At 69.4% G+C, this 22,638-nt stretch carries 22 protein-coding genes and 1 pseudogene; 16 read left to right on the plus strand and 7 right to left on the minus strand.

The features are described 5' to 3' along the window. The first annotated feature begins 5 nt into the window (after positions 1–5). Together ACWC0C_RS07700 and ACWC0C_RS07705 are read left to right on the plus strand one after the other, a co-directional pair. A complete protein-coding gene (locus ACWC0C_RS07700) occupies positions 6–1,166 on the plus strand; it encodes an acyl-CoA dehydrogenase family protein (RefSeq protein ID WP_449195306.1) in 1,161 nt (386 codons plus the stop codon). Positions 1,167–1,283: 117 nt separating this feature from the next. Further along, positions 1,284–1,406: pseudogene (locus ACWC0C_RS07705) on the plus strand (acyl-CoA dehydrogenase family protein); the annotation flags it as partial. A gap of 22 nt (positions 1,407–1,428) precedes the next feature. Here ACWC0C_RS07705 and ACWC0C_RS07710 read toward each other — a convergent pair. Further along, positions 1,429–1,914, minus strand: a complete 486-nt coding sequence (locus ACWC0C_RS07710; protein ID WP_450862416.1) for a hypothetical protein — start codon at positions 1,912–1,914, stop codon at positions 1,429–1,431. Between the two features lie 9 nt (positions 1,915–1,923). After that, entirely contained in the window at positions 1,924–3,378 is a 1,455-nt protein-coding gene (locus ACWC0C_RS07715; RefSeq protein WP_450862417.1) for a helix-turn-helix domain-containing protein, read from the minus strand. 521 nt (positions 3,379–3,899) lie between these two features. Between ACWC0C_RS07715 and ACWC0C_RS07720 the strand changes: the two genes are divergently transcribed. From ACWC0C_RS07720 to ACWC0C_RS07740, 5 genes are all read left to right on the plus strand, one after another. Beyond that, positions 3,900–4,076: a hypothetical protein gene (locus ACWC0C_RS07720; RefSeq protein WP_450862419.1), complete on the plus strand. Its 177-nt coding sequence runs from the start codon at positions 3,900–3,902 to the stop codon at positions 4,074–4,076. Next, positions 4,073–4,267: a hypothetical protein gene (locus tag ACWC0C_RS07725; protein ID WP_450862421.1), complete on the plus strand. Its 195-nt coding sequence runs from the start codon at positions 4,073–4,075 to the stop codon at positions 4,265–4,267. Before ACWC0C_RS07720 ends, ACWC0C_RS07725 begins: the two co-directional genes overlap by 4 nt. 57 nt (positions 4,268–4,324) lie before the next feature. Then, positions 4,325–4,969 (plus strand): methyltransferase domain-containing protein, encoded by a 645-nt coding sequence (locus ACWC0C_RS07730; RefSeq protein ID WP_450862717.1) that lies wholly within the window; start codon positions 4,325–4,327, stop codon positions 4,967–4,969. Positions 4,970–5,375: 406 nt separating this feature from the next. Next, on the plus strand, positions 5,376–6,092 hold the full coding sequence (locus tag ACWC0C_RS07735) for a peptidase inhibitor family I36 protein (protein WP_450862423.1): 717 nt from the start codon (positions 5,376–5,378) through the stop codon (positions 6,090–6,092). Positions 6,093–6,181: 89 nt separating this feature from the next. Next, positions 6,182–6,616: a hypothetical protein gene (locus ACWC0C_RS07740; protein ID WP_450862424.1), complete on the plus strand. Its 435-nt coding sequence runs from the start codon at positions 6,182–6,184 to the stop codon at positions 6,614–6,616. A gap of 59 nt (positions 6,617–6,675) precedes the next feature. Here the strand turns inward: ACWC0C_RS07740 and ACWC0C_RS07745 are convergent, their stop codons facing one another. Then, positions 6,676–7,563 carry a hypothetical protein gene (locus ACWC0C_RS07745; protein ID WP_450862426.1) on the minus strand — a complete coding sequence of 296 codons (888 nt, stop codon included), beginning with the start codon at positions 7,561–7,563 and terminating at the stop codon, positions 6,676–6,678. Positions 7,564–7,671: 108 nt separating this feature from the next. On the opposite strand from ACWC0C_RS07745, the gene ACWC0C_RS07750 reads away from it, so the two are divergent. The 6 genes from ACWC0C_RS07750 to ACWC0C_RS07775 all read left to right on the plus strand — a co-directional run bounded on the left by ACWC0C_RS07750 (position 7,672) and on the right by ACWC0C_RS07775 (position 14,710). Next, a complete protein-coding gene (locus tag ACWC0C_RS07750) occupies positions 7,672–8,718 on the plus strand; it encodes an ABC transporter substrate-binding protein (RefSeq protein ID WP_450862428.1) in 1,047 nt (348 codons plus the stop codon). Positions 8,719–8,728: 10 nt separating this feature from the next. Then, entirely contained in the window at positions 8,729–9,550 is an 822-nt protein-coding gene (locus ACWC0C_RS07755) for a siderophore-interacting protein (RefSeq protein ID WP_450862430.1), read from the plus strand. 133 nt (positions 9,551–9,683) lie between these two features. Next, a complete protein-coding gene (gene desA, locus ACWC0C_RS07760; RefSeq protein WP_450862431.1) occupies positions 9,684–11,150 on the plus strand; it encodes a lysine decarboxylase DesA in 1,467 nt (488 codons plus the stop codon). Next, positions 11,134–12,417 carry a lysine N(6)-hydroxylase/L-ornithine N(5)-oxygenase family protein gene (locus tag ACWC0C_RS07765; RefSeq protein WP_450862433.1) on the plus strand — a complete coding sequence of 428 codons (1,284 nt, stop codon included), beginning with the start codon at positions 11,134–11,136 and terminating at the stop codon, positions 12,415–12,417. Before desA ends, ACWC0C_RS07765 begins: the two co-directional genes overlap by 17 nt. Beyond that, a complete protein-coding gene (locus tag ACWC0C_RS07770; RefSeq protein WP_450862435.1) occupies positions 12,414–12,944 on the plus strand; it encodes a GNAT family N-acetyltransferase in 531 nt (176 codons plus the stop codon). Before ACWC0C_RS07765 ends, ACWC0C_RS07770 begins: the two co-directional genes overlap by 4 nt. Continuing rightward, positions 12,941–14,710 (plus strand): IucA/IucC family protein, encoded by a 1,770-nt coding sequence (locus tag ACWC0C_RS07775; protein ID WP_450862437.1) that lies wholly within the window; start codon positions 12,941–12,943, stop codon positions 14,708–14,710. The genes ACWC0C_RS07770 and ACWC0C_RS07775 overlap by 4 nt, the downstream gene beginning before the upstream one ends. A gap of 60 nt (positions 14,711–14,770) precedes the next feature. Here the strand turns inward: ACWC0C_RS07775 and ACWC0C_RS07780 are convergent, their stop codons facing one another. Together ACWC0C_RS07780 and ACWC0C_RS07785 are read right to left on the minus strand one after the other, a co-directional pair. After that, positions 14,771–15,307, minus strand: coding sequence for a hypothetical protein (locus tag ACWC0C_RS07780; RefSeq protein WP_450862438.1), 537 nt, complete (start codon positions 15,305–15,307; stop codon positions 14,771–14,773). Between the two features lie 183 nt (positions 15,308–15,490). Beyond that, positions 15,491–17,095, minus strand: a complete 1,605-nt coding sequence (locus ACWC0C_RS07785; protein ID WP_450862440.1) for a beta-N-acetylhexosaminidase — start codon at positions 17,093–17,095, stop codon at positions 15,491–15,493. Positions 17,096–17,206: 111 nt separating this feature from the next. Here ACWC0C_RS07785 and ACWC0C_RS07790 point away from each other — a divergent pair, with 111 nt between their 5' ends. Further along, positions 17,207–18,082 (plus strand): DUF4429 domain-containing protein, encoded by an 876-nt coding sequence (locus tag ACWC0C_RS07790; protein WP_450862442.1) that lies wholly within the window; start codon positions 17,207–17,209, stop codon positions 18,080–18,082. Positions 18,083–18,100: 18 nt separating this feature from the next. Here the strand turns inward: ACWC0C_RS07790 and ACWC0C_RS07795 are convergent, their stop codons facing one another. Then, on the minus strand, positions 18,101–19,666 hold the full coding sequence (locus tag ACWC0C_RS07795; protein WP_450862443.1) for a fibronectin type III domain-containing protein: 1,566 nt from the start codon (positions 19,664–19,666) through the stop codon (positions 18,101–18,103). A 177-nt stretch (positions 19,667–19,843) separates the two neighbouring features. Between ACWC0C_RS07795 and ACWC0C_RS07800 the strand changes: the two genes are divergently transcribed. Both ACWC0C_RS07800 and glmS read left to right on the plus strand, forming a co-directional pair. Continuing rightward, complete coding sequence (locus tag ACWC0C_RS07800; protein ID WP_449195328.1) at positions 19,844–20,101, plus strand: hypothetical protein; 258 nt, start codon at positions 19,844–19,846, stop codon at positions 20,099–20,101. 26 nt (positions 20,102–20,127) lie between these two features. Next, a complete protein-coding gene (gene glmS / locus ACWC0C_RS07805) occupies positions 20,128–21,945 on the plus strand; it encodes a glutamine--fructose-6-phosphate transaminase (isomerizing) (RefSeq protein WP_449195329.1) in 1,818 nt (605 codons plus the stop codon). 68 nt (positions 21,946–22,013) lie between these two features. Here the strand turns inward: glmS and ACWC0C_RS07810 are convergent, their stop codons facing one another. Continuing rightward, positions 22,014–22,556, minus strand: coding sequence for a GPR1/FUN34/YaaH family transporter (locus ACWC0C_RS07810; protein WP_450862445.1), 543 nt, complete (start codon positions 22,554–22,556; stop codon positions 22,014–22,016). Positions 22,557–22,638 lie beyond the last annotated feature (82 nt).

Raw genomic sequence — 22,638 nt, forward strand, 5'->3', positions numbered from 1 at the left:
TCAGCATGGACCACCGTCTCAGCCCCGAGCTGGAGGAACTCCGCCGTACCGTGGAGGAGTTCGCGCACGAGGTCGTGGCGCCGAAGATCGGCGACTTCTACGAGCGGCACGAGTTCCCGTACGAGATCGTCCGCGAGATGGGCCGCATGGGCCTGTTCGGGCTGCCGTTCCCGGAGGAGTACGGCGGCATGGGCGGCGACTATCTGGCGCTCGGCATCGCCCTGGAGGAACTGGCGCGGGTGGACTCCTCCGTCGCCATCACCCTGGAGGCGGGCGTCTCGCTCGGCGCCATGCCCCTCCACCTCTTCGGCACGGAGGAACAGAAGCGCGAGTGGCTGCCCCGCCTGTGCTCGGGCGAGATCCTCGGCGCATTCGGCCTGACGGAGCCGGACGGCGGCAGCGACGCGGGAGCCACGCGTACGACGGCCCGCCTGGACCCGGACACGAACGAATGGGTGATCAACGGCTCCAAGTGCTTCATCACCAACTCGGGCACGGACATCACGGGCCTGGTGACGGTGACCGCGGTGACCGGCCGCAAGCCGGACGGCAGGCCGCGGATCTCGGCGATCATCGTCCCGTCCGGCACGCCGGGCTTCACGGTGGCCGCGCCTTACTCGAAGGTCGGCTGGAACGCCTCCGACACCCGCGAGCTGTCCTTCACCGACGTCCGGGTCCCGGCCGCCAACCTCCTGGGCGAGGAGGGCCGGGGCTACGCCCAGTTCCTGCGCATCCTGGACGAGGGCCGGATCGCCATCGCGGCGCTCGCGACGGGCCTGGCGCAGGGCTGTGTCGACGAGTCGGTGAAGTACGCGAAGGAGCGCCACGCCTTCGGTCGTCCCATCGGCGCCAACCAGGCCATCCAGTTCAAGATCGCCGACATGGAGATGAAGGCCCACACGGCCCGCCTGGCCTGGCGCGACGCGGCGAGCCGCCTGGTGGCGGGCGAGCCCTTCAAGAAGGAGGCGGCCCTGGCCAAGCTCTACTCCTCCACGATCGCCGTCGACAACGCCCGCGACGCCACCCAGATCCACGGCGGCTACGGCTTCATGAACGAGTACCCCGTGGCCCGCATGTGGCGCGACTCCAAGATCCTGGAAATCGGCGAGGGCACGAGCGAGGTCCAGCGGATGCTGATCGCCAGGGAGTTGGGGCTGGTGAGCTGAGCTCCGGGTGCGACCATGCCGGTCATGAGCACATGGACGTCGATGACCGTGGCGGAGCAGGCACTGCTGCGCCGGGCCATGCGCAAGCACCGTCTGGCCGGCATGGTGCAGCACTCCGCCCAGTTCCTGTGCATCCTGGACGAGGGCCGCATCGCCATCGCGGCGCTCGCGACGGGTCTGGCCCAGGGTTGCGTGGACGAGTCGGTGAAGTACGCCAAGGAACGCTACGCCTTCGGCCGGCTGTGTGTTGGACCCGGCGTGCTCAGCCGCGGCGGGCTGCCCCGTCCGGCCAGATGATGTCGACGGGCAGCCCGGAGTCGCGGGCCTCCAGTACTGTGTCCGCCGTACCGCCGCCCTTGCCGGACGGCGGTGTGCCGTCCCAGACGGCGACAAGCCGGTCAGCACGCTGGAGCAGCGTGCGGTTGGCGTCCTCGTAGGCCGACCGGTTCGCTGCCTCGTGCTCCAGGATGAGAACCTCGCCCGCGGCCTCGGAGAGGCGGTCGAACGTGTCGGCATGGTCGGGCTTGACCTTGTTCTGCCGGTAATCCCGTGAGGGGATCACCACGGTCAGACGGCCGCCGAGTTCCAGCACGACCTCCGCGAACAGCGAGTCCGATCCCTTGGCGATACAGGAGACACCGGTCAGGTCTGCGGCATACGGCTTCAGCGTCTCCCGCAGGGCGTCGAGCACCAGGGGCACGCTGTCCTCGGTCAGGTCCATGTGCCCGGTCACGGCGATCGTGGTCACGTTGCTCCTTCAGCTCGACAGCATGTCGCGGATCATTGTCCGGGCCTCGGCCGTCGGCCGTGCGGCGCCCCTGCCGACGGTGTACGGATACAGCTGGCCGAGCTGCGTCCGAACGCGGCTGGACTTGGTACGGGCCGCCGCTTCGACGGCGCGCCGCGTGTGGTCCACGGCCCCGGTCACGTCGCCCATGAGGAAATGGCACTCTGCCAGGCCGATCCTGTCGAGAGCGTGACTTCGCCCAGCCTCCGGGCCGCGCCGGGCCAGTGCCTGACTGATCGAGTCCGCAGCTCGCTCGGCATACTGCTGGGGCTCCTTGCGGGCCATGTCCAGCAGGCGGCCGCCGGTGACACCGGACAGCTCCGCATGGTCAAAGTACGAGATCCAGTACGGCTCATCGTCCGCCCCTGCGTCGGGAAGAGCCTCGGCCGCCTCGCCGGTGGCCCGTTGGAAGGCCGCCGCGCGCCCCATGGCCGCGTACGCCCACGCCTCCCGCGTGTGCAGCATCGCCCGCAGACGCGGTACCGCAGCTCGGCGCGCACCTTTCTGCGCCAGGTGCACCAGTTCCAGCGCGTCCTGTGGGCGGTCCCTGTACAGCATCTGCCGGGCCATGCCGGCCAGCACGTTCGCGCCGAAGGCGGCGTCGCCGGCGGCGTGGGCCGCGCGCAGGGCGAGCAGGTAGTACGACTGCGCCTGCCGCTGGAGTCCGGAGTCCCAGGCGATCGTCGCGGCCGTGCCTCCGAGGTAAGCCATCACCTGGAACAGACCACGCTCGACGTCTGGCGCCTGGTGCTCTTCAAGGTGGCCGGCGACCTCGTTGAGTTGGCCGACGACGGCCTTGCGACGGAAGCCTCCGCCGTACCGGTGGTCCCACGCTCGGAACGCGCGCGCTGTTCCTTCCAGCTGCCGTACTTCACCCATTCCGATGCGGCCCCGGTGGTCTGTGCCGGACCCCGAGGCTGACGCGGGCTGGAGCCAACCCTCAAGGGAGTCGAGGAGCGCGGCGCCGGACAGAGCCGCGCCGGCGATGGCGCGTGTTGCTGCACGACGGTCCATCACAAGGTCACTCCTGGTCAGGTCTCCGGCCAGGTGCACGGTCGCTGTGGGGAGCCATGACTCGTCGTCACCGGGTAACCGTCTGGTCGGGGTCGGTGTCGGCTGGTCCGGAATGTCGGGCTGCGCTTCCCAAGGCCGGTCGGCAAGTCCCACCATCCGCCCGGGAATTCGCAGCCCGTCGGCAATGCGGCAGATCACCTCGAAGCTGGTGACCTGCTGCTGACCGCTGATGATCGTCGAGACCTTGCCGGGCGTGAGCCGACAGGCCGCGGCGATGCGGTTCTGCGACAGGCCGCCCCACTTCTTGATGAGTGCGAAGGCCGCTGCGAAGTCGTGCTCTGCCAGGGCTCGTTTGAGGTCGTCTCTGTCGAGGACACCGTGGGCGAGCGGGCCGGGGGTGGTGGCGTCCATGGGCCAACTTCCGGAGTGATCGTATGCGCAGTGCGGCGCACTTCCGAAGTTGCAACGAGTGTATTACCGCCTCGGTAACACCCGCCGGTCATCCCGCAATTGCACGCGATGGACAACGCTCAATACATCGACAGATGTAACCCCGGCGACCGCTCGCGACGGCCCCGGGGCGCGGCCACCAACTGAGTGGAGTTGATGACAGTGGGCATTATCCACGCGTTCGTGCGAGGGGTACTGGGCGTGTTCGCGCCCAGTACCGGTAGGCGCCGGGTGACTGCGCGCGCCACCCGCCCGGTACCCGTCGACCAGCCCGTGGCGCCCCGCACGGCCTCCCCGGGCCTTCCAGCTCACCGGTCCCCGTACGGGCTTGACGTGCCCCTCGACGGTCGGGCGACGGCGATGGTCCGCCCCTACGTCCTCGTGACGGACTTCGGCATCGACCTCGACCGGCACGTGGTCGGCGCCGAGGCGGTGGCGTGATGGGCGCAACCGTGAAGCGGCCGCAGGGGACGCGGAATGACGTGGACACATCCTGGCTGTCGGCCGAGTGCGCGCTCGCCCTCCGGCCCGGCTACGAGGACCTGCACGACTCCTGCCACCAGACGGCGGACGTGCCACTACCCGGCAGCGTGGGCCTGCTGCTGATTCGTCGCTGCCCCTGCGCCTGCCACGGGCCGGTTACGGGAGGTGCGCGGTGAACGCCGGCACCCGGCCCCAGCCCAGAGAATCCCGCCTGACGATCCACATCTACCGGCTGACCCCCGACGGTAAGCGCTTCGCGCAGTCCAGACAACTCACGGTCACGGCCAACCCCGACCCGGAACGCCTCGTGGACTCGCTCACCTGGCCCCCGTGCCGCTGCCCCCGCTGCCGCGCTGAACGGATCTGATCAGACTCCCGCCTCGCGTCCGCCGGCCCTGGAAAGGCGGAGCGGACTGGGGCGGGGCTGGCACCACCCGAAAGTCCCCCTGCGGGGCCGGGCTCGTTCACACCACGCCGGACTGAGGGCACTGCCACCTCATCCTCTACCGCCCCTGGACTGATGCTCGCCATGCTTCACGCCCTGGACGTCACCGACGGCGCGAGCATCCTTGAGGTCGCCACCGGGACGGGCTACAACGCGGCGCTTCTCGCCGCTCGACTCGGATCCGCCAGCGTGACCACGATCGAGGTGGACCCGGAGTTGACGAAGCTCGCCGAGGAGCAGCTGCGAGCCTGTGGCTACACGCCTACCGTCCTCACCGGAGATGGCCGCGCCGGGCACTCCGCAGGTGCCCCATACGACCGGTTGATCGCCACCTGTGGTTTTGCCCGCCTGCCGTATGCATGGGTGGAGCAGGTCAAGCCCGGCGGAGTGATCGTGTCCCCTCTCGGATGGGGCACGGTCCGGCTGACCGTCGGCGACAACGGCACCGCCTCGGGCCGCTTCCTGGCAACGCCCTCGTACTTCATGACCGTGCGGTCAAACGGTGAAACGGGCTCAGTCCCTTACCCAGGTGACCCACAGGACCCGGAGGAACGCACATCCTTGCAGGGCGGTCCCCTGGCGCTGCTGCTCGCGAGCAGGACGGCCGCCGAAGCCCAGCCCTGACGGCCCTGGCCAAGCTGTACCGGTGAGGGCGCGAGCGAGGTCCAGCGGATGGTGATCGCCAGGGAGTTGGGGCTGGTGTGCTGACGTCGTCCGGCCCGGCGCGCGGGCCGGCGACATTGAACTTCGATTGCATGCGCTTTACCTCCGTGTTAGATTCTGACCCGATTCCGATCACTTGCGCAGAGCGGCCCGTTGACCACGGCCATAGGCAGGATCGGAGGGGAAACGGGGGGAGACTCGTCTTGAGCGGCATTTCATTCAGGCGGCACGCGCCTTCAGTACGGCGCCGTCCTCACTGATCGACTCCGCCACGATCCGATCCGGACGTCGCAGGAATTCCATCCGCCGTCCGGACGCTTTGACGCGCTCTCATTCCCGCTGTGCGCAAAAGAAACAAGGGGGTACTGTGCGCATACGCACCATGCTGACCATTGCGGCCGTCGGTTCTCTGACACTGACCGGCCTGACCGCTGCTCCGTCGCTTGCCGCGGAGGATCCCGGCCCGGGTTCCGACATCGTGACGGGTGTTCTCACTCCCGAGCAGGAAGCGTCGGTTCACACGGCGCCGGGCTCCACCGACAAGGTGGACATGTACTACGAGGGCGAGAAGATCGACCCGGCGTCCGACTGGAAGGGCGCGAACGTCTGCGTCGAGGTGTCCGAGGACGGCACGATGAGGTGCTTCGACAACGACGCCGAATCCAACAAGTTCCTCGCGGCCCACGCGCCCACGGCCCAGGCCAGGGCCGGCGCGAAGCGGGCCCTGACGAGCCCGAAGCAGGCCAGGCAGGCGGTGACGGCCCAGGGATACTCGGCCTGCCCCGACTCCTACGTGTGCCTGTGGCAGGACGCCAACTACGCCGGCCGGCGTCTGCAGTGGCCGACCTATCCCGAGGCCAAGACCCGCCACCTCGACCAGTACTCGCCCTCGTTCCGCGACAAGGCCAGCTCCGCATTCGTCAACCGGCCGCAGCGCGGTGTCGAACTGTACGACTTCCGCACGGGCATGCCGGATCCGCATCTTTTCCTCGGGGCGGGCTACAGCCTCTATTCCAACTTCAAGAACATCGACTACACCTACGGCGGCAGCTGGAACGACAGGGCTGACGCCATCAAGTTCTGACCTGTCCCGCGACGGTACCGGCACCCCCGCAATCAGGGTGCCGGTACCGTGGCACGCACGTCTGACCAACGTATCCGATGGAGACTCCCGTGAAGCGCACCCCCCGCATCGCCGCCGTTCTCGCGCTCGGCGCCGCCCTGGCCGCCGGAACGGCCGCCTGCTCCACCAAGGAATCCGCGCAACCGGACAAGATCGGGGTCGTGGAGAAGCTGCCGACCGACACGGACAAGGCGCAGTCGAAGAAGAACGCCGAGGACTTCCGGGCCTGGGTCAAGGAGCACGGGACCGCACAGCAGAAGGCGGCCTCCCCCCGCGTGGATCGCATCATCGGCGAGTGGAACGCGCAGACGGGCAATGCCTACATCTCCACCGACATCAACGGCGGGAAGGCCCCGGTGAAGGACGCCCAGGCCACCGCCGCCGCGATCGTCAAGGCCTTCGCCTCCTGGAAGGACTCGAAGCAGGGCTACGCCTCCGTCTACGACGTCTTCGGGAACGCCGTCATCACCAACTACAAGTTCTGACACCGCTGTTCGACAGCGGCATGCGTGGCCCGCACGGGGCGCGACTCCCGGACCGGGAGTCAGAGCCGCCGGTACAGCGCGGCGAAGACCCGGTGGGCGAGCGGCAGTGTCAGCGTGGCCGAGAGCAGCACGGCTACGGCGACCGGGGCCAGGGCGCCCGCGGCGTACGCGGTGTACGGGTTGTCCGTGCCGTACGTCAGGACCAGGGACCGGGTCCCCGGCCGTAGCGGCTGGGCGGCGTACTGCGCCACCACGTAGACCCCGACGGTGAGGACGCCCAGGGGCAGCGCGGCGGCCACGGTCCGTGGCCACCCGGCCCTGCTCCACACCAGCGTCCAGGAGCGGCGCAGCGCGGCGAGGGGGCCGAGCCGGTCCGCCGCCGCTGCGGCCGGGGCCAGGGTCCAGCCGAGGCGGAGGAGCAGGGCCACGAGCACGCCGGTGCCAGGCGCTCCGTAGCGGACGAGGGTCCAGGTGCCGCCGCCCGGCCACAGTGGTGCCGGGGCGGTGAACTCGGTGGTGGTGAGGAACTCCGCCGCCAGAAAGCCGTTCACCAGCGCCGTCCACACGGGCACGCCCCGCAGCACGTACACCGCGAGGACCCGGGCGCGGAGGGCTCCCGCCAACTGCCCTTCGGCCGGCGCACGGTGCCGGGTCCGGGAGTCGACGGCGGCGCAGTGGACGATCTGCAGTGCCCCGCAGCCGAGGCACAGCAGGAGCAGCAGGAACGGCAGCCCGCCGAGGAGGACGCGCCACAGGGGGGCGATGTCGGGGGCGTAGGAGTCCTCCATCCGGTGGGCCCGCTGCGCCCCTTGCCACATGTGCGCGAAGGCGGGCCGGGCGGCGACAAAGGCCGTCAGGGTCACCGCGAGGCCGGCAAGGCCGGTCAGGCCGACGATGCCCGCCGTCCAACCGGGCAGCAGGCGCAGGGGCGTTGTCCGTTCACTCACGACTCGGACCGTACCGGCCCCACCCACTGGACATTAAGCAAGGTTAGGCTAACCTACCTTTGACCTTGTCCGGCGGGCGCTCCGCCCCGTTCGAAAGCAGTCGCACCCATGCCCCAAGCCCGTGCCACCCACCTCACTCGCCGCGGCCTCCTCGCCGTGGGCGGCGCCGTCGGACTCGGTGCCGCGCTCGCCGCCTGCGGGGAAGGCAAGGGGAAAGACGGTGGCTCCGGCAAGGACGCGGCGGGCGGCAAGTCCGGGCCCTGGTCCTTCAAGGACGACCGCGGCACGACCGTGAAGCTCGGCAAGGTCCCCGCGAACATCGTCGCCTTCACCGGCGTCGGCGCCGCGCTCCATGACTACGGCATCCAGGTCAAGGGTGTCTTCGGCCCGACGACGACCAAGGACGGCAAGCCCGATGTCCAGGCCGGCGACATGGACGTCAGCAAGGTGACGGTCCTCGGCAACACCTGGGGCCAGTTCAACATCGAGAAGTACGCCTCGCTCGCCCCCGACGTACTCGTCACGACGATGTTCGACGGCGCCGGCACCCTCTGGTACGTCCCCGAGGAGTCCAAGAAGAAGATCGCCCAGCTGGCCCCCAGCCTCGGCATCTCCGTCTACGACCGCCAGCTCACCCAGCCGCTGCAGCGCATGTGGGACCTGGCCGAGTCGCTGGGCGCGGACATGAAGGCCGCCGAGGTGACGGGCGCGAAGAAGCGGTTCGAGGCCGCGGCCGCCCGGCTGCGGGCCGCCGCCAAGGCCAAGCCGGACCTCAAGGTGATGGCCGGCAGCGCGAGCGACCAGCTGTTCTACGTCTCCGGCACCAACCTCTCCATCGACCTGGAGTACTTCAAGGCCCTCGGCGTGAACTTCGTCGAGCCGCCGGAGAGCGCCAAGAAGCAGGGCGGCGGCTGGTTCGAGTCGCTGAGCTGGGAGAACGTCGACAAGTACAAGGCCGACATCATCATGATGGACGACCGCTCGTCGGCGGTCCAGCCCGCGGACATCACCAAGCCGACCTGGAAGAAGCTGCCCTCGGTGAAGGCGGGGCAGGTCATCGCCCGGTCCCCGGAGCCGATTCTGTCGTACGACAAGTGCGTGCCGCTGCTGGACAACCTGGCCGAGGCCTTGGAGAAGGCCAAGAAGGTTAGCTGAGGAGCCCCTGATGACGACGGCCGTAGCCGCCCCGTTCCGTTTCTTCTCCCTGCACGTTGTACGGACCCGGCGGCTGGGGCCGTCGCTCGTCCGTGTCACCTTCGGCGGAGCCGATCTGCACGCGTTCCACTCCGAGGGACGGGACCAGTCCCTCTCCCTGTTCCTGCCACACCCGGGTCAGCCGGAGCCCGTCGTCCCCCTGGAGCTGGGGGACGGATGGCCGCAGGCCTGGCGGGAACTGCCCGATGACGTACGGGCCGTGATGCGCTCGTACACCCTGCGGTCCCTGCGCCGGAACCCCGACGAGATCGATATCGACTTCGCCCTGCACACCCCGGCGGGCCCCGCCTCCCGCTGGGCCTCCCGGGCCGCCGCCGGTGACCGGGTGCTGCTGCTCGGGCCTGCCATCGCCGACAACCGCGCCATCCGCTTCCGCCCGCCCGAGGACACCGACCTCGTCGTCCTGTGGGGCGACGAGACCGCCGTACCGGCCGCGACCGCCACCCTCGAGTCCCTGCCCGCCGGTACCCGCGTACGCGCCTGGCTGGAGGTGCCGCACGCCGGGGACATCCAGGACGTGTGCACGTCGGCGGACGCGGAGATCACGTGGCTCGTCCGGCACGACGACGCCCCCATGGCCGTCGACGCCGTACGGGCCGCCGGCCTCGCGCTCACGGAGCGGGCGTACGTGTGGATCGCCGGCGAATCGGGCCAAGTGAAGGCGCTGCGCCGGTACTTCGTCGGTGAGCGCGGGGTCGACCGGCGACGGGTGACCTTCGTCGGGTACTGGCGGCAGGGGATGACCGAGGAACAGCTGCGGGCCGCCGAGTAACCCCCTGGGCGTGACCCCGGTCACGGGTGAGGCATGCCTTGATCCAGAAAACTTAGGTTAGGCTAACCTAAGTTGAAAGCGCGAAAACCTCGCTTGGAAACCCGCACGGACTGTCCCCTCGGAGGACCCCCACATGCGCTCGCACCTGCTCAATGGCCTCACCGCGGAGCACTACCGCAGCTCCGTGACCGAAGGAGTCGAGCGGGTGGCGGCCAAACTCGCCACCACCGAACGTCCGTTCACCGGCGTCACCGTCGACGCCCTCTCCCCCCTGATCGACGCCATCGACCTCGACCGGCCGCTCGGCGACACCGCCGCGGTGCTCGACGAACTGGAGGACGTCTACCTCCGGGACGCCGTCTACTTCCACCACCCCCGCTATCTCGCCCACCTCAACTGCCCGGTCGTCATCCCGGCGGTGCTCGGCGAGGCCGTGCTCTCCGCGGTCAACTCCTCCCTCGACACCTGGGACCAGTCGGCCGGCGGCACCCTCATCGAGCGCAAGCTCATCGACTGGACGGCCGCCCGGATCGGCCTCGGGCCCGCCGCCGACGGCGTGTTCACCTCCGGCGGCAGCCAGTCCAACCTCCAGGCGCTGCTGCTGGCCAGGGAAGAGGCGAAGCCAGGGCGGGACGGGTGGGAAGCGGGGGCTTCGCTCGCGAAACTGCGGATCTTCGCCTCCGAGGTGAGCCACTTCAGCGTCAAGAAGTCCGCGAAACTGCTCGGGCTCGGCCCGGACTGCGTCGTCTCCCTCCCCGTCGACCACGACAAGCGGCTGCAGACCGTCGCCCTCGCCCGCGAGCTGGAGCGCTGCCGGCGCGACGGGCTGGTACCGATGGCGGTCGTGGCCACCGCCGGCACCACCGACTTCGGCTCCATCGACCCGCTGCCCGAAATCGCCGAACTGTGCGAGCAGTTCGGCACCTGGCTGCACGTCGACGCGGCCTACGGCTGCGGCCTGCTCACCTCCCTCAAGCACCGGCACCGGATCGACGGCATCGAGCGCGCCGACTCGGTCACGGTCGACTACCACAAGTCCTTCTTCCAGCCGGTGAGTTCGTCCGCCGTGCTGGTCCGGGACGCGGCCACCCTGCGCCACGCCACCTACCACGCGGAGTACCTCAACCCCCGCCGCATGGTGCTGGAACGAATCCCCAACCAGGTCGACAAGTCCCTGCAGACCACCCGCCGCTTCGACGCCCTCAAGCTCTGGATGACGCTGCGGGTGATGGGCGCCGACGGCATCGGGCAGCTCTTCGACGAGGTCTGCGACCTGGCGGCGGAGGGCTGGAAGCTGCTCGCCGCCGACCCCCGCTTCGACGTCGTCGTCGAACCCACCCTGTCCACCCTGGTCTTCCGCTACATCCCGGCGGCCGTCACCGACCCGGCCGAGATCGACCGCGCCAACCTCTACGCCCGCAAGGCCCTGTTCGCCTCGGGTGACGCCGTGGTCGCGGGCACCAAGGTCGGCGGCCGCCACTACCTGAAGTTCACCCTGCTCAACCCCGAGACACGGGCGGCCGACATCGCCGCCGTCCTCGACCTGATCGCCGGCCACGCCGAGCAGTACCTGGGAGAGTCCCTTGACCGCGCTTCCTGAAGCCACCCGCACCTATGACTTCGTGGGGATCGGGCTCGGCCCCTTCAACCTCGGCCTCGCCTGCCTCACCGAACCGATCGCGGAACTGGACGGCGTTTTCCTCGACTCCAAGCCGGACTTCGAGTGGCACGCCGGCATGTTCCTCGACGGCGCCCATCTGCAGACCCCGTTCATGTCGGACCTGGTCACCCTCGCCGATCCGACCTCGCCGTACTCCTTCCTCAACTACCTGAAGGAGAAAGGCAGACTGTATTCGTTCTACATCCGCGAGAACTTCTATCCGCTGCGGGTCGAGTACGACGACTACTGCCGCTGGGCGGCGGGCAGACTGAGCAGCGTCCGCTTCGGTACGACGGTCACCGAGGTGACGTACGAGGACGAGCTGTACGTCGTCCGCACCGAGCGCGGGGAGACGTTCCGCGGCCGGCGCCTGGTCCTCGGCACGGGCACGGTCCCGTTCGTCCCCGAGGCCTGCGAGGGACTCGGCGGCGACTTCGTGCACAACTCCCAGTACATGCACCGCAAGGCGGAGCTGCAGGCGAAGAAGTCCATCACGATCGTCGGCAGCGGCCAGAGCGCGGCCGAGATCTACCACGAGCTGCTCGCCGAGATCGACGTCCACGGCTACCAGCTCAACTGGGTCACCCGCTCCCCGCGGTTCTTCCCGCTGGAGTACACCAAGCTGACCCTGGAGATGACCTCCCCGGACTACATCGACTACTTCCGCGCACTGCCCGAGGAGACCCGCTACCGGCTGGAGAAGCAGCAGAAGGGCCTGTTCAAGGGCATCAACTCGGATCTGATCGACTCGATCTTCGACCTGCTCTACCAGAAGAACGTCGAGAGCGGCGACCGCCCGGTCCCCACTCGCCTGCTCACCAACTCCACGCTGGAGCGGGCCACTTACGCGGACGGCACGTACACCCTCGGCTTCCGCCAGGACGAGCAGGGCAAGGACTTCGAGATCGGCACGGAGGGCCTGCTGCTGGCCACCGGCTACCACTACGAGCCCCCGGCCTTCCTCGCCCCGGTCCGCGACCGCCTGCTCTTCGACGGCCACGGCCGCTTCGACGTCGCCCGCAACTACGCCATCGACATCACCGGCCGCGGCGTCTTCCTGCAGAACGCCGGCGTCCACACCCACAGCATCACCAGCCCCGACCTGGGCATGGGCGCGTACCGCAACTCGTCCATCATCCGCGAGCTGCTCGGCACCGAGTACTACCCGGTCGAGAAGACGATCGCCTTCCAGGAGTTTTCCGTATGACCTTCGCCTTCCGTGACGTCGACCCGTTGCAGGACGCCGAGCTGCTGCACTCCTGGCTCACCCATCCCAAGGCCGCCTTCTGGATGATGCAGGACGCCAGGCTGGAGGACGTCGAGCGCGCGTACATGGAGATCGCGGCCGACCCCCACCAGCACGCGCTGCTCGGGCTGCGGGACGGCGCGCCCGCCTTCCTCATGGAGCAGTACGACCCCGCGCACCGGGAGCTGGTCGGCCTGTACGAGCCACAGCCCGGCGACATCGGCATGCACTTCCTCACTCCGGCGGCCGACACGCCCGTGCACGGCTTCACCCGGTCCGTCATCACCGCCGTGATGGCCCGCCTCTTCGAGGATCCGGTGGTGCGGCGGGTCGTCGTCGAGCCGGACGTGGCCAACACGGCCGTGCACGCCCTGAACGAGGCCGTCGGGTTCGTGGCCGAGCGGGAGATCCAGAAGCCGGAGAAGAAGGCGCTGCTGAGTTTCTGCACCCGCAAGCAGTTCGCCGCCGCGACGGGGGTGGCCGCATGAGCCTCGCCGACGCCGTGGCGCACCTGTCCCCCGAGCGCTGGGCGACCGCCAACCGGCTGCTCATACGCAAGGCGCTCGCCGAGTTCGCGCACGAGCGCCTGATCACGCCGGAGCAGGAGGGTGAGCGGTACGTCGTGCGCGGCGACGACGGTCTCACCACATACCGGTTCTCCGCCGTGCGCCGCGCCCTGGACCACTGGCAGATCGACGCGGACTCCCTCACCCGGCACCGCGAGGGCACCGAACTCCCGCTCGCCGCCCTGGACTTCTTCATCGAGCTGAAGGACTCCCTGGGCCTGAGCGACGAGATCCTGCCGGTCTATCTGGAGGAGATCTCCTCCACCCTCTCCGGCACCTGCTACAAGCTCACCAAGCCGAAGGTGACCTCCGCCGAGCTGGCGGCGAGCGGCTTCCAGGCGATCGAGACCGGGATGACCGAGGGCCACCCCTGCTTCGTGGCGAACAACGGACGGCTCGGCTTCGGCATCCACGAGTACCTCGCGTACGCCCCGGAGACCGCGAGCCCCGTCCGGCTGGTGTGGCTGGCCGCGCACCGCTCGCGGGCGGCGTTCACGGCCGGCACCGGCATCGAGTACGAGTCCTTCGTGCGGGAGGAGCTGGGCGAGCGGACACTGAACCGCTTCCACACGACGCTCACCGCCCAGGGACTGGACCCCGCCGACTACCTCCTCATCCCGGTCCACCCCTGGCAGTGGTGGAACAAGCTCTCCGTCACCTTCGCCGCCGAGGTGGCCCGTCGGCACCTGGTCTGCCTCGGCGAGGGCGACGACGAGTACCTGGCCCAGCAGTCCATACGGACCTTCTTCAACACCAGCGACCCGCACAAGCACTATGTGAAAACAGCCCTCTCGGTCCTCAACATGGGCTTCATGCGCGGGCTGTCGGCCGCCTACATGGAGGCCACCCCGGCCATCAACGACTGGCTGGCCCAGCTGATCGAGAACGACCCGGTGCTGAAGTCGACCGGCCTCACGATCATCCGGGAGCGGGCGGCCGTCGGCTACCGGCACCTGGAGTACGAGCAGGCCACCGACCGCTACTCGCCGTACCGCAAGATGCTGGCCGCGCTGTGGCGGGAGAGCCCGGTACCCACACTCCAGGACGGCGAGTCCCTCGCCACCATGGCGTCCCTGCTGCACGTGGACGACGAGGGCGCCTCCTTCGCGGGCGCACTCGTCGAACGCTCGGGCCTCACCCCCACGGAGTGGCTGCGCCGCTACCTGCGGGCGTACTACACCCCCCTCCTGCACAGCTTCTACGCCTACGACCTCGCCTTCATGCCACACGGCGAGAACGTCATCCTGGTGCTGAAGGACGGGGCCGTGCAGCGGGCGGTCTACAAGGACATCGCCGAGGAGATCGTGGTGATGGACCCGGACGCGGTCCTGCCCCCGGAGGTCGCGCGCATCCGTGCCGACGTCCCGGAGGACCAGAGGCTCCTGTCGATCTTCACGGACGTCTTCGACTGCTTCTTCCGCTTCCTCGCCGCGCACCTCGCCGCCGAGGGAATCCTTGCGGAGGACACCTTCTGGCGTACGGTCGCGGAGATCACCCGCGAGTACCAGGACGCGAACCCCGAACTCGCCGAAAGGTTCCGGCAGTACGACATGTTCGCCCCCGAGTTCGCCCTGTCCTGCCTCAACCGGCTCCAGCTGCGCGACAACCGGCAGATGGTGGACCTGACGGATCCGTCCGGCGCGCTCCAGCTGGTCGGGAACCTGGAGAACCCCATCGCCAGGTTCTGACCAGCACAGCCCCACAGACGGACGGGCACCCCGGAGTACGGTCCTGCGGGGTGCCCGTCGTCATATGGCCGTGCCCACCCACTCCCGCAACAGCCCCTCCCGCTCCGCCCTCCGAGGCGACCCGCCTTCCCACGCGCGGCCCCACTCCGACATCGCCGCCAGCGTCGTCGCCATCGTCGCGGCGCCGTCCGTGAGGCGGGACAGGAGGGTGCGGGAGAGGTCGGCCTCCGTCCGGGAGTAGCCGACGGCCACGGCGACGTACGCCGACAACTCGTGGTCACCGTAGGCCGTTTCGACACGCACCGTCATCATCGGCGGGTCCTCGCCCGTCAGGCCGACGCCCCCGGACAGGGCCACGTCCAGCACCATGCCCAGAGCCAGGTCCCTGACCGCGCCGGCCTGCCGCTTCAGGGACTTCACGGGAACGTCCGCCACCGTCAGGGCGTGCACGTCCTCCCACGGGTAGAGGCCGGACTGTCTGTCACCGAGGGCCACCACGCCCTCGAGGGTCAGACGTACCCCGGGCGCCAGACCGGACGGCTTCGCGCCCACGTACACGTCGCTCCCGGCGATGCAGAACAGCCCCACCATGGCCATGGGTTTGCGCACTCCCCCCGACGACGGCACCGCCGTCGTGTGACACATCAGACGATCAAGTCGTCCTCCGCAACGCGCCAACAGGCCGGGGAGTTCCCGCCTCGCCGCCTTTGGCTCAATGACGGACGGGAGACGGGCAGGCACCCCGGAGTACGGTCCTCCGGGGTGCCCGTCAGTGTGCGGTCAGCTCTTCGGCCAGGGGACCTGCGGTGAGCGGTAGTAGGTGATGCCGAGGGCGTCCCAGCGGGGGGCCTGGGCGGCCAGGCGGAGCTTGTAGGTGTTCCAGTCGTGTGTCGCCGCCGGGGACCAGCCCAGTTCGGCTGCGCCGGGCAGGCGCGGGAACGCCATGTACTCGATGTCGTCGGACGTCTTCAGGGTCTCCGACCACAGGGGGGCCTCCACACCCCTGATGGCCGCATCAGGGGCGCCCGGGAGGTAGGCGCCGGGGTTCCAGTCGTACGACCGCCGCACCTCGACGTAACCGGCCCACTTCGTGCCCAGCCTGGTGCTGCTGGTGTACTTCATGTCGAGGTAGATCCGGTCGGCCGGGGACAGGATCAGCCCGGTGCCGTTCTGGGCGGCCTTGGCGACCTGGGCCTTCTCCGTGGCGCTGGTGCTGTCCAGGCCCCAGTACTGGGCGAGGGCGCCCTTGGCCGGGTGGGCGCCGGTGAGCTGGTGCCAGCCGATGACCGTCTTGCCGTACTTGGCGACGATCGGCTGTACCCGGTCCATGAACTTCACGTAGTCGTCGTGGCTGGTGGAGTGCGCCTCGTCGCCGCCGATGTGGAGATAGCGGCCGGGGGTGAGGGCGGCAAGTTCGCGGACGACGTCGTCGGCGAAGGTGTACGTGACCTCCTTGGGCGCGCACAGCGAGCTGAAGCCGACCTCGGTGCCGGTGTACAGCGGGGGTGCCACGCCGTCGCAGTTGAGGTCGGCGTAGGAGGCGAGGGCCGCGTTGGTGTGGCCGGGCATGTCGATCTCGGGGACGACCTCCAGGTAGCGGGAGGCGGCGTAGGAGATGATCTCCCGGTAGTCGGCCTTGGTGTAGTAGCCGCCCTTGCCGCCGCCCACCTCGGTGGAGCCGCCGTAGGTGGCCAGGCGCGGCCAGGAGTCGATGGCGATGCGCCAGCCCTGGTCGTCGCTGAGGTGCAGATGCAGCTCGTTGACCTTGTACAGGGCCAGCTGGTCGATGTACCGCTTGACCTGGGCGACGGTGAAGAAGTGCCGGGAGACGTCCAGCATGGCGCCCCGGTAGGAGTAGCGGGGGTGGTCCTCGATGGTGCCGCCGGCGATCTGCCAGGGTCCCTTCTGCACGGTCTTCTTCTCGACAGCAGCCGGGAGCAGCTGACGGAGGGTCTGGACGCCGTGGAAGAGGCCGGCGGGCGCGCTCGCGGTGATGGTGACGCCGGCCGGGTCGCTGTGCAGCCGGTAGCCCTCGGCACCGAAGTCGCCCTGGGCGAGGTGGAGTTGGATGCCGTCGGCGCCCTGGCCGGTGGTGACCGGCAGCGGGTAGCCGGTGGAGGGCCGCAGGATGCCGGTGAGATAGGCGCCGATGCGGCGGACCTCGGCGGAGTCGTCGACGCGGACGCCGGTCGCCCGGGTGATGCGGTACGGGGTGCCGCCGGGCTTGACCGAGGCGGGCGCCGGGACCACCCGGTCCAGCGGTGTCGGGGTGGCCGCCCGCGCCGCGGGGGCCGCCCCGAGGGTGAAGACCCCGGCCGCCGCCAGCAGCAGCAGTGACCCGAGGATGCGAGAAGTTCGGGGAGTCGTGCTGTGGTTGCGTCTCACATGCGCTCCCTTCAGGTGTCGGTGACCGTCGGATGTGGTGGCTGCCACACCTCGTGACGGTCGGACATGGTCGAGACCACTCTCCCGCAGATCCGGTGAAACAATCCCTCCATGGCGGAAATCATCCAGAAGGACGGCACCTGGACGTTCGACGGCGATGCCTTGCGGCTCACCCCGGGCAGGGACAAGAACGTGAGCCTGCTCCGCCGCGAGCTGGGCGAACTCGTTGTACCCCTGGGGGCGTTGGCCGGTGTCTCCTTCGAGCAGGGGCGCAAGTCGGGCCGGCTGAGGCTGCGGCTGCGGGACGGGGCCGACCCACTGACGCAGGCCACCGGCGGCCGGCTCGCCGAGCCGAACGACCCGTACCAGCTGACGGTGGAGTCCGACCGGTACGGCGTCGCCGAGTACTTCGCGGACGAGGTGCGCAACGCACTGCTGCTGGACGGGGTTTCCCCCGATCCGGTCGCCGAGTACCTGCTGCCGGGCCCGGCGCTGCCGGTGTCCGCCTCGGCCGGGGACGGCACGGCGAGCTTCGACGGGGAGCGGCTACGGCTGGAGTGGAACTGGAAGACCGAGGACGCCAAGTCCGCCACCGGTCCCCGTACGATCCCGCTCGCGGACGTCACCGGCGTGGAATGGCAGCCGGCGGCCGGGCTGGAGAACGGCCATCTGCGCATCCTGGTGCGCGGCGCCCCGGTGACGGCGCCGGCCAAGTACGACCCGAACGCGGTCGAGCTGTGGGGCTTCAAGAAGGACCCGCTGATGGCCCTGGTGGCCGCGGCCGTACAGGCGCGGCTGCCGCATCCGGCCGCGGAGACGGGCGTGCGGAACGATCCGCCGCAGCTCACCAAGGAACCGGAGCCCGCCGAGAGCGACCATGACGCCCTGCTGCGCCGGCTGCGCGAGCTGGGCGGGCTGCACCGCGACGGGGTGCTGACCGACGAGGAGTTCACGCTGGCCAAGCAGGCGGTCCTCAAGCGCCTGTGAGGACCGCCTGCCGGGTGCCTACTTCGCCGTGCGGGACACCGTGAAGTGGTCGATGCGGTCGCCGGTCTCGGCGATGCCCGACACCGTCAGGGTGGTCTGGCAGCCCTTCGGCGCGGGGGTGACGTCCACGCGCAGGAAGGAGTAGTTGAGGTAGCGCACGCGGGACCAGGCGACGGTCTCGTTGACCTTGCCGTCCTTGGTGTTGATGAAGGACGCGACCGAGTCGACCTCGTGCTCGTGGCCCTCGTAGGAGTCCGGGGCGCTGAACGCGTACAGGCTGCGGCCCGCCGCGCCGGCGGTGACGTAGACCACACCCTCGGTCTCGGGGTAGGCGGTGCCGCCGATCGGGAGCTTCTTGGCGACCTTGTCACCCTTGATCACGTCGGTGCGCTCGTACTGGTGGTTGTGGCCGTTGATGACCAGGTCCACCTGGTACTTCTCGAACAGCGGCACCCACTCCTGGCGCACGCCCCCCTCCGAGGCGTGCGCCGTGGACGTGCAGTACGCGCAGTGGTGGAAGAACACGATGACGAAGTCGATGTCCTTCGTCGCCCGGAACTTCTTCAGCTGGCCCTCGAACCACGTGGTCTGGGTTCCGCCGGATATGCCCAGGTTCGCCGGGATCTCGAAGGAGACGTCGTTCGGGTCCAGCGAGATGACCGCGGTGTTGCCGTAGACGAAGGAGTAGACACCGGGCAGGTTCTTCGCGTCCGGGCCGTTGTCCGGGAGGGTCCAGCGGGCCTCCTCGCCGCCGTAGCCGTTGGGCGAGTACCAGGCCTCCATGTCGTGGTTGCCGTACGAGACCATCCACGGGACCTGCTTGGCGACCGACTCGGTCTGGTACAGGAACTGGTCCCAGGTGCGCGAGTCGAAGCCGGTGTCGGTGCTCTTGCCCTGGCCGGCCGGGTCGCCGTAGGCGATGTCGCCGGCGTGCAGGTGGAAGGCCGGGTTCTGGCCGAGGATCAGGGCGTTGTTGGCCAGGCCGTGGTAGCCGACCCCCTCGTCGCCGAAGGCGGTGAAGGTGAACGGCGCCTTGTGGGCGGGGGCGGTGGTGAAGGTGCCCAGGGTGCCCAGCAGGTGCCGCTCGGCCGGGTCGAAGCCGTCGTGGCCGACGCCGTAGTAGTACGTCCTGCCGGGGCGCAGGTGGGTGAGCTGGGCATGCAGGTAGTACTGCGTGTGGTCGCCGCTCGCGCCGACGCCGGCCGGGGTGTAGAGGCTGCGGACCTCGGCCTCGATCTTGCGGGAGAGGTCCCAGGGGTGGGCGCCGATGCGGATGAACGGGTTCTTCACGGCGACCGGGACCTGCCAGGAGACGGTCATCTCCGTGCGCGGGTCGTTGCCGTAGGCGAGGTGGCGGCCGAAGGGGGCGACGAGGGCGCCGTCGACCGTCTCGGTGGCGGGGGCGGTGCGCTGGGTCGGCACGGCCGCCTGGGCGGTGGCGCCCGGCACGAACGCGCCACCCGTGACGGCGCCCAGCGTGACGGCGCCGCCTCTGATCACGGTGCGCCGCGAGAATCTGGCGCGCAGGTACTCGTGCTGCTCGGCCATGCTCATGCGCTCGGCCAGCTTCTCGGGTACTCCCATACGAGGAATGTCCATGGCGTCCGAAACTCGTGGGTCTGGGCAACGAGACGCAAGACACAGAATGGCCAGCTTGCGAACAGAGGTTCAAATGCCCTGCGTGGGACACCATGGAGAGCGCCTGCCCGAAATCGGGCACGTTTCTTGCGAAACCGGTGCCGGTAGCCCAGGATCTACTGGGTGCACGACGAACTCGTTGATCATCTGACGCGCTCCACGCCCCTGAGCCGGGGCGAGGCGCTGCGGGTGATCCAGGACGTGCTCGCCTACTTCGACGAGACGACCCAGGAATTCGTCCGTCGCCGCCACCGCGAGCTCCAGGCCCAGGGCCTGGTGAACACGGAGATCTTCGAACGGATCGAGGCGGACCTGAAATATCGGGCGGTGGCGCCGCCGGAGCTGACGCTCAGGCAGCTGCGCCGCATGGTCTACGGCTGAGAAGCCAGGCTGCGAGATACCCATACATGTGCGGAATTGTCGGATACATCGGGAAGCGTGACGTCGCCCCCCTCCTTCTGGAGGGCCTGCAGCGGCTGGAGTACCGCGGCTACGACTCCGCGGGCATCGTGGTCACCTCCCCGAAGGCGCCCGGCCTGAAGATGGTCAAGGCCAAGGGCCGGGTGCGCGACCTGGAGGCCAAGGTCCCGGCGCGCTTCAAGGGCACCACCGGCATCGCCCACACCCGCTGGGCCACCCACGGCGCCCCCTCCGACACCAACGCCCACCCGCACATGTCGGCCGACAACAAGGTCGCCGTCGTGCACAACGGCATCATCGACAACGCCGCCGACCTGCGCCGCAAGCTGGAGGCGGACGGCGTCGAGTTCCTCTCCGAGACCGACACCGAGGTGCTCACCCACCTCATCGCCCGCTCCACGGCCGAGAAGCTGGAGGACAAGGTCCGCCAGGCGGTCCGGGTGATCGAGGGCACGTACGGCATCGCGGTCCTGCACGCCGACTTCCCCGACCGGATCGTGGTGGCCCGCAACGGCTCCCCGGTCGTCCTCGGCATCGGCGAGAAGGAGATGTTCGTCGCCTCCGACATCGCCGCCCTGGTCATGCACACGCGCCAGATAGTGACTCTGGACGACGGCGAGATGGCCACGCTCAAGGCCGACGACTTCCGCACCTACACCACCGAGGGCACACGCACCACCGCCGAGCCCACGACCGTGGAGTGGGAGGCCGAGTCGTACGACATGGGCGGTCACGACACCTATATGCACAAGGAGATCTTCGAGCAGGCCGACGCCGTGGACCGCGTGCTGCGCGGCCGCATCGACGACCGCTTCTCCACCGTGCACCTCGGCGGCCTCAACCTGGACGCCCGCGAGGCCCGGCAGATCCGCCGCGTGAAGATCCTCGGCTGCGGCACCTCGTACCACGCGGGCATGATCGGCGCCCAGATGATCGAGGAGCTGGCCCGCATCCCCGCCGACGCCGAGCCGGCCTCCGAGTTCCGCTACCGCAACGCGGTCGTCGACCCCGACACCCTGTACGTCGCCGTCTCCCAGTCCGGTGAGACCTACGACGTCCTCGCCGCCGTGCAGGAGCTCAAGCGCAAGGGCGCCAAGGTCTTCGGCGTCGTCAACGTCGTCGGCTCGGCGATCGCCCGCGAGGCGGACGCCGGGATCTACGTCCACGCGGGCCCCGAGGTCTGCGTGGTCTCGACGAAGTGCTTCACCAACATGACGGTGGCCTTCGCCCTCCTCGCCCTCCACCTCGGCCGCACCCGTGACCTCTCGGTCCGCGACGGCAAGCGGATCATCGAGGGCCTGCGCAAGCTGCCGGACCAGATCACCGAGATCCTCAAGCAGGAGGAGAAGATCAAGGAGCTGGCCGACGCCTACGCCGACGCCCGCTCGATGCTCTTCATCGGCCGCGTCCGGGGCTACCCGGTGGCCCGCGAGGCTTCCCTGAAGCTCAAGGAGGTCTCCTACATCCACGCCGAGGCCTACCCCGCCTCCGAGCTGAAGCACGGCCCGCTGGCCCTGATCGAGCCGGCCCTCCCCACGGTCGCGATCGTCCCCGACGACGACCTCCTGGAGAAGAACCGCGCGGCCCTGGAGGAGATCAAGGCCCGCAGCGGCAGGATCCTCGCGGTGGCCCACCAGCACCAGGAGAAGGCCGACCACACGGTCGTCGTCCCGAAGAACGAGGACGAACTGGACCCCATCCTGATGGGCATCCCGCTCCAGCTCCTCGCTTACCACACGGCTAAGGCCCTGGGCAGGGACATCGACAAGCCGAGGAACCTGGCGAAGTCGGTGACGGTGGAGTAATTCCGCGACAGCAGAACGGACCCCCACGTGGCCACCTTCACGTGGGGGTCCCTTCAGTGCTGCTCGGATCAGCCGGCGGCCGTCACCCCCCGGCCCGCAGCACGACCAGGAAGCGCCGTCGGCCAGTGAGCCAGCGCGGCCGTCGCCGCGTACCAGGCCACCGCGCCGGACACAGCGGCCACCCAGCCGCCGACCTTGGCCAAAGAGGAACTGTCGGCGAAGGCCGCGACGGCCAGCACCAGCATGGCCAGGAACAGCAGCCCGTGCATGAGCTGACCGAGGCTGTCCCCGCCCGCGAGGGTCAGGGTGAGCGCCACGAGGGCGAAGAGGAACAGGAAGAGTCCGGCCGCATTGGCGGAGGAGTGACCGCCGACCGCCCAGGTGAACCACAGCGCGCCGAGGGCCGCGAAGCCCGTACCCGACACGCCGTCGCCGCCGCGGAAGGCCAGCAGGCCGACCAGGAACAGAGCAACTCCGCCCACATAATGGGCCACTGACACGGCGTCGGACGCGGCCACGCCGTGGATCACACCTGTCGTACCGAGACCGAACGCCAACAGGGTGATTCCCAGGGCGAGTCGGCCGACCACCGTAGTACTTCCGTTGTCCACGGCGGGCTCCCTTCGTGCTGTGCGGTTGCGCGGTGACCGATATATGCCCTTCACAAGGGCACAAACCACCTCTACGCGCGAG

Source organism: Streptomyces sp. NPDC001709 (genome assembly GCF_053596375.1).